Annotated in this window: 6 protein-coding genes and 1 pseudogene; 1 reads left to right on the top strand and 6 read right to left on the bottom strand. The window is 44.1% G+C overall.

Going from position 1 to position 6,757, the window contains the following annotated elements:
• Window positions 1–13 precede the first annotated feature (13 nt).
• Window positions 14–754, bottom strand: a complete 741-nt coding sequence (locus tag ABD036_RS17785; protein ID WP_343862363.1) for an anti-sigma factor family protein — start codon at window positions 752–754, stop codon at window positions 14–16.
• The gene (locus tag ABD036_RS17790; RefSeq protein WP_343862364.1) at window positions 751–1,242 is read right to left on the bottom strand and encodes an RNA polymerase sigma factor; all 492 of its coding nucleotides are present in this window, start codon (window positions 1,240–1,242) and stop codon (window positions 751–753) included. Before ABD036_RS17790 ends, ABD036_RS17785 begins: the two co-directional genes overlap by 4 nt.
• Window positions 1,243–1,374: 132 nt before the next feature.
• On the opposite strand from ABD036_RS17790, the gene ABD036_RS17795 reads away from it, so the two are divergent.
• Entirely contained in the window at window positions 1,375–2,730 is a 1,356-nt protein-coding gene (locus ABD036_RS17795) for a S8 family serine peptidase (protein ID WP_343862365.1), read from the top strand.
• Here the strand turns inward: ABD036_RS17795 and ABD036_RS17800 are convergent.
• The 4 genes and pseudogenes from ABD036_RS17800 to ABD036_RS17815 all read right to left on the bottom strand — a co-directional run.
• Window positions 2,727–3,653, bottom strand: coding sequence for a hypothetical protein (locus ABD036_RS17800; protein ID WP_343862367.1), 927 nt, complete (start codon window positions 3,651–3,653; stop codon window positions 2,727–2,729). The two genes, ABD036_RS17795 and ABD036_RS17800, sit on opposite strands and share 4 nt — an antisense overlap.
• A gap of 65 nt (window positions 3,654–3,718) precedes the next feature.
• A complete protein-coding gene (locus tag ABD036_RS17805) occupies window positions 3,719–4,561 on the bottom strand; it encodes a hypothetical protein (RefSeq protein WP_343862369.1) in 843 nt (280 codons plus the stop codon).
• Window positions 4,562–4,899: 338 nt separating this feature from the next.
• On the bottom strand, window positions 4,900–6,234 hold the full coding sequence (locus ABD036_RS17810) for a glycosyl hydrolase family 28-related protein (protein ID WP_343862370.1): 1,335 nt from the start codon (window positions 6,232–6,234) through the stop codon (window positions 4,900–4,902).
• A 311-nt stretch (window positions 6,235–6,545) separates the two neighbouring features.
• Window positions 6,546–6,757: pseudogene (locus ABD036_RS17815) on the bottom strand (hypothetical protein); the annotation flags it as partial.

Genomic DNA, 6,757 nt, shown 5'->3' on the forward strand with positions numbered 1-6,757 from the left:
AATTCACCTCATTTTATTGAATTTTAACTTGCCAATTTTGATCTATCGCGCGTAGCTCTTGCTCTTTATCAAGCGGTGCACCGCTGATCATAGTGTCGATGATGTTATCCAACTCACTGTGTTTTGACGCTGTTTGGTAGCCACCCTGCTCACCCACACTTTGATCATTTGAGCTGGCTTCTAGTTGCCAACCACTGACTCCCTTACATGCGATATTGGTCGCACGATCATTGCCAGTACTCACTTGATATTGACGACACAATTGCCCCGCTTGATTAGCAAAACTCAATTGCGCTTTTACCGCTACCCCAGAGGGAGTATTGCGGGTTTCGCCACTCACCGAAGTATTGAGCACCGCGGCAATATCTGCCCCTATACCCGCTTGCCTTTGTTGCGTTGTTGTGAGGACACCCACCATTACGACCAATGCAATACCTGCTGCGATAGATAAGGGTTTTGTGAAAGTCTGATTCGCTTTTCTTCGAGCCGAAAGTTGAACCACATTATTATCGGCTCGTTCAGACGGCTGTTGTGCGTTATCAATCTTTCTCGCCAGCGCGAGTAGACTCTGCGGCACCGGAGTTTGGTCAATTTGCTGTGCATGTTTCACCACCCACTGATCGACTTGCGATAGCTCCGCCATGCGCATCACCAGTTCATCATCGGTTTCCAACGCAGTGCGCACTAACTCCATATCTTGTGCAGAGAGTTCAGCATCTAAAAACCCGCTCAATTGTTCATCGGTGATTTTCATCGGCTTTCCTCTATTAATCTTGGTTTGACCATGTTGAGCAAGGCACTTCTGGCACGTGAAAGTTTACTCATCACAGTCCCAACCGGAATATCCATCGTTGCCGCCACATCTTTGTAGGACATTCCTTGCAAGGCGACCAGTGACAAAATTGAACGCTGCTCATTGGGTAGTGTGTCCATTGCCGCATTCACCTGTCCAAGTAACTCCTGAGATTCGTGTTGATGATGCTGATCCGGTTCAACTTGCTCCTGCAACTCAGGCGATTGAGTTGCATTTTGGCGTACTTTGCGAGAACGATATTCATCTATCCAAACATTTCGGCATACTTTGAATGCCCACTTCACCGTTTCCACACCATCAGGTACGCCTTTGCTTAAAATTTTTTCGAAGGTGGTTTGCACTAAATCATCGGCGTCAGCTTGGCTGCCGGTCAGTGAATAGGCAAAACGCCTTAACATGGGTATGATATCTTCAAAGGAATCACTCATAACTTTTTCTCTGGTTTTGGACTCAATTACATAGAAGACGAATGAGTTACAACTTTATTCCAAAATAATTGAAATTTATATTTAGCTGAAACGTTTAGTTTTCAAGGTTCACTTTATTCGTTCGAGGAAAACATGACGACTAGTATACTCTCTTTATGCGGTTTATTGCTTGTTAGCCAAAGCCTTTCAGCCCAGATAATCAATCCAAACAATGTCACTAAGCAAGTTCAGGATTTGAAACGTATTTCTGAACACGCAGAGGCGCGTATTAAGCAACCGACTGTCGATAAACCTTTTTCGCTTAGTTCGTTGCCACCGATTGAAAACGTCGTCACTGAGCCATTGACGTCTTTGCCCCAATCACTGTCGATTGGCGCAGACATTAACAATCCCGTAATTATCGATGTGGAAGTAGAAGATGGTTGGCGCGCCGTTCAATATCAATGGTTAATATTAGCCGATGCTAACAGTCGTCAAACCTTGCTGAAACTTGGCGCAAATATTCAATCCCAAACCACGTATTCAGGGTTGGGATTATCTCTGCTGCAATTTACTGTTCCTGCATCATTAGATTCAAAAAATGCGTTAGCTAAACACCTCCCCCAAAGTGCGATGCAAACGCTGGGGCGAAACCATATCTACCAAGCACAAGCCTCAGCTCAGTCGACAACCGCAAATAATGAGATGCGAAAAAGCCAAGATCAGGCTGCGCATATGTGCTCCGATAAGGTAAAGATAGGCATCATAGACAGCGCCATCGATCAGCAGCACCGGGCTTTTAGCTCGACAAATATCCATGCTAAGTCTTTCTTAATCGGTGATCTGACGTCTCCTAATTTGCACGGTACTGCCGTGGCCAGTATTTTAGTCGGAAATACTTCTGGATTGTCGCCGCTCACGCCAAATGCGCATCTGTATTCAGCAGAGGTATTTTATCGGCAATCCGACTATTCCCAAGGCGCGACATTGAGTGCCATCATCAGTGCGTTGAATTGGTTAACTGAACAGCACATTAAAGTGGTAAATATGAGCTTGGCAGGACCGGCCAATCAAATCTTAGAGCAAGTTATCCATGCGGCGCACACCAAGGGCGTTATTATTGTAGCCGCTGCGGGTAATGAAGGTCCGGCGGCGCCTGCGGTGTTTCCTGCAGGCTATGAGCAGGTGGTGGCGGTTAGCGCCATTGACTATCAACAACAACCCTATCGCTGGTCAAATCGAGGGGATTATATAGACTTTTCTGCGCTTGGCGTGAACGTGGTGACGGCTCAATCGCAACACCGATTAGGCAAAGAATCAGGCACGTCTATGGCTGCGCCTGTGGTGACTGCTGCGGTTGCTTGTTTAATGGCGAATTTAACAGAAGCTAATAAAAAGGAGATTGAGACTGTTTTGTCTTCCCTTTCAGACCAAGCTATTGATTTGGGTCCAAAAGGGAAAGATCCAATATATGGCGTAGGCGCGATAGAACGCATCCTGTTACCCTAGAATGCATAGCTCAAGCCTACACTGGCAATGTTTTGTTGGTAAGTTTGACCTTCAAGCGCAGAGCGATAATCACCGTGTTCAAATTTAGTTTCCAGGGTCAAATTATCCATAATTAACACCCCTAAATTGGCTTGAACAACGCGTTTAGTTTCATCTCTTTCAAGCTCAGTGGATTCTGTTAACGATGCCGATGTGACTGTTTGATAATCTTCTTTTTGATAGCGCCAAACCAGCCCTAGATTTGAATCCAGGCCAAACAGGTCGAACTTATGCGTGACCTTAGTAGTAAACCCAATTGCCCTATGATCATATTGTGGGTCTTGTGCATCTTCTTTATCGGCATTTAAGCCCAGCATTAGCATGGTGCGAGCATCATTCATAAAGTGAAAAATATCAACTGAGGCTCCAAATCCAGTCGCATCGCGATCCGTCAGTTGTGCAAACGATTTGTTTTTCACCTTGACGCTAGGGCGCACAAAGGTTTGTGGCAATATAAAATGCCCTAGATAGACGCTGACTTGCTGAAAATCCAAAAAAGTATCGCCTGCTAGTCGAGCATTGGCCGCATCGATTCGAGCGCCAAGTTGGTAATCATTGAATTGATAGCTGCCGTCTACATTGAATTGGTGCAAAGCCAAATCATATTGTGAAGCTTCATTATAAGTTTGTTGTTGATACGAATAGTTTGCGGCTAATTTTGCGGCCTCGCTGACTTGCCACTTTCCACCCAAAGAGGCATTTAGCTGATGGCCACTGTCACTTTGCGATGAGACATTGTCGAGCTCTTCAACACTTAGCGCACTATTGTGAATAAACTTAGCGGCCACTTCCCCGCTGAAGGTGAGTGGTGATGAAGTTTCGGCTGCAACGCTTGTTGTTGAGCAAAGTAGTAAATAAGAAATTTTGTGAAGTAATGATTTCATGACGACCTCCAAAAGCATTAAGAACGCCGGCAAATTGCCGGCGTGATTGACGTTCTCGAACTGGATTAAAGACCTAGGTCTAAATCATTTGAGATGGTGTTAGCCACTTCAAGGGCGGTGGCACTGGCAACTTCAGAGTTGATTTGATCAGCGACAATCGAATTGATCTGATTATTAACTGATTGTGATACCGCGGTTTGAGCATTATTGCTGACCGTGCTCGATACAGTGTCTGTAACTGAAGCCGTCACTGATTGCTGAACAAGCTGGCTGGCTTCTGATGTCATATTTAGTGCCGCGGTGTCGATCAAATCAGCAGACACATTATTCGTTAACTCAGTGGCGTTTGTAAGCGCCAGCGCATTGTCTAATTCACCCGCCGATGTCAGCTCTACTGGCAAAGACTCAGGCATAGTTGGCACTTCATCTGTTGGCTCACTCGTTTCTGCCGCAGGAGCGTCAGTAGAACCAATGGTTGTCAGCGCTGCCAAGGTGTTAGTCGCCACTACAGAGGTTGAGTTTTGCAAGGTGTTGCTTAGTCCGCCTGAAACATCTGTCACTACAGTACTACCAACCTCAGTTAAGTTGGTGGCAGCGAATTCAGCACTTTCTTCAGCTCCGGTTTCGGCCTGTTCCGTTGTCTCTGCTGTTTCAGTTGTTTCAGTTGTTTCAGTTGTTTCTGCAGCTTCGCTGTCGGCCTTTACATTGGTATTGCTTTGCGCCGAAGAATTTGACTCAACCGATGCATCCGCAGAACCCTGTTCGCTATCCACCTGTTGTGACGCAGATGTTTGATTGGAGAACTGAATGTTTTGACTTACTTTTGCATCGACTGCCAACGCGGCCGAACTAATAGAAGTAATACCAGCGATTACCATTAGGTTTACAATTTTATTTAGCTTAGTCATCTTCATTTCCTCATGTTTTAGTTAAATGACACTTGGATAACGAAGCAGAAATGATTTTATTCCCGATTTTTAAAAAAAAATAAACAAACTAGATTTGAGAAAGTCGTATCTGTTGAATAACGTTAATTAAACGACTGCGTTAGCGTAATCGTTTTTTGGGGATGATGTTTTTAGCGATGAAGTTTTAACGGAAGGCGTTTTTTCGTTTGGTAAATAGTAAAGCTAGACAGTATCGATTAGCTTCTAAGACGGTCACTCCTGCATAGCAAGAGTGACCAGCGAAAGGTACGAGCTTAACTGAACTACATTACCTACATAAGCATGTTTGCTTATTTGAGTTACGATTGATTCTCGAAACTGACTTCAGTCGTTTTTAAATTTCCTTGGTCATCCACGGTAATTTTGAAGTGTTTACCTTTAGTGCTTGAATCGGTCTTCATCACAATTCCCATTGGTGTAGGAACCGCAGGCCAGTCTGGTGAATCATGACGGTCTCCATCAAACACCATCACACCCGTTCTCTTTCTGGCGTTTGGCGCATATTTAACATAGTCAGTCATGTTTCTGCCGGACATAATGCTAACGCCAGTTCCTTCGCCAATAACGATTGGATTATCGACATACTTGGCATAACCACTGCCTACGTTGACTTCGCGACATTGCTCTAACACCAAGCCGTTTTTGCCTCTTAAACAACGCCAACTTGTAATAGAAATATTTCTTACGAACGCTGCACCGCTGGTATTGTCGCCCAACTGAATATCCGTTTCATTATCTTCGCCGTAGTAACTGGTTATGTTGATGCACTCACCATGACGGGCAAAGAACGCTTTATTAAAGCCTTGGAAAGTAGCGCCATTAAAATTAAGCCCCTCTCCTACGGTAGACCCTGGTGAATTCGATTCGATAAGCACACCGACTTCGGTTTGGCCAGCCGTGAAATTACAGCCATAAAAGTTCAGCGCATTTGAGGACGCGCAACCAAGCGGACGGTTTATGTATAAATGCGCGGTAGGGCTATGACCTATAAAATGAAGGTCAAAGAAGTTATTCACCCAAGAATTTTCAACTAATAAAGCTGCGACGTTAACTTTAGATGCAAAAGTGACATCTCTTACTGTTGATTTGGTGACATTTTTCATCACTACGCAGTAGTCGGCAGCAACCGGAACGGAAGAGCCGTAAAAGGCCACGCCTTGGATACTGCAGTTTTGAAGCTGCGGATCTTCATACGATGAATTGAAAGCGACAATAGCGCCATCAACTCCATAACCATATAAGGTAGAAACGGCTTTCCCTTCACCAACGATTTGTATATTGCTGGTTTGGATTAACAAGGTTTCGGAAATTTTATATGTACCTCTTGGGATGTAAACAACACCGCCATTATGAGAGTTCCATAAAGGGCTTGTAATGGCATTAGATGCAGCAGCAATAGCCGCTTTAAATGCGTCGGTTGAATCGAATCCTGCTGACATATTTGACGGATCTTCGACTGGCTCAGCACCAAAATCCAAAACGTTAAATAGTGTACTTTGGGTAGATGTAGACGGTGATGCAGTACTTGCATTAACAGTAGCTGCCGTTGCCATCCCAATTAAACCAAGGGCGACACCACCAGATTTCATCAGGTGTCTTCTTTCTAACGCAATATCATCAATGTTTTTGCTCATGACTTCTCTTCTTATTGTTTTTTTAGTATGGATATCAATGCCATAGTTACAGAAAAAACACAATAAAGACACCCATGTTAAAAAACGAACAAATAGAGATAACAAATAGAGACACTCATTATTAAAAAATTTTAGCTCTTAGCCCGGTTCATAAAAATTCGTGACTTTTTTTAGTCTCAAAACGCGATTAAATTGGCTGCTTTTGTATTTTGGTTGAGGTGTATGCTGTAAATCGGCTTATTTCTCAAATAGCAAGCAGCCGGATTTAGCAACATTGAGTTGATGGGTGTTTATTTTGGAGTGGATTGTTTCTAGGCGTGTTGCAATAAGGCTCTGGCCTTTGCCATCCCTCGTATGCGTTGATGCTTTGTGTGTTGTTTGAATTGTTGAAGCATCTGTTCACTACCTACGGCGGTGTAAAAGTGTTGTTCAAACTCGGTCGTTAGGGTTAACCACTGCTCTGCATTAAGACCAAGACTGTTTAGAATGGAGCTGTGTTGCGGCTTGATATGACCTGCTTTAT

Origin of the sequence: Aliiglaciecola litoralis (assembly GCF_039523355.1) — a bacterium.
Classification (GTDB): domain Bacteria; phylum Pseudomonadota; class Gammaproteobacteria; order Enterobacterales; family Alteromonadaceae; genus Aliiglaciecola; species Aliiglaciecola litoralis.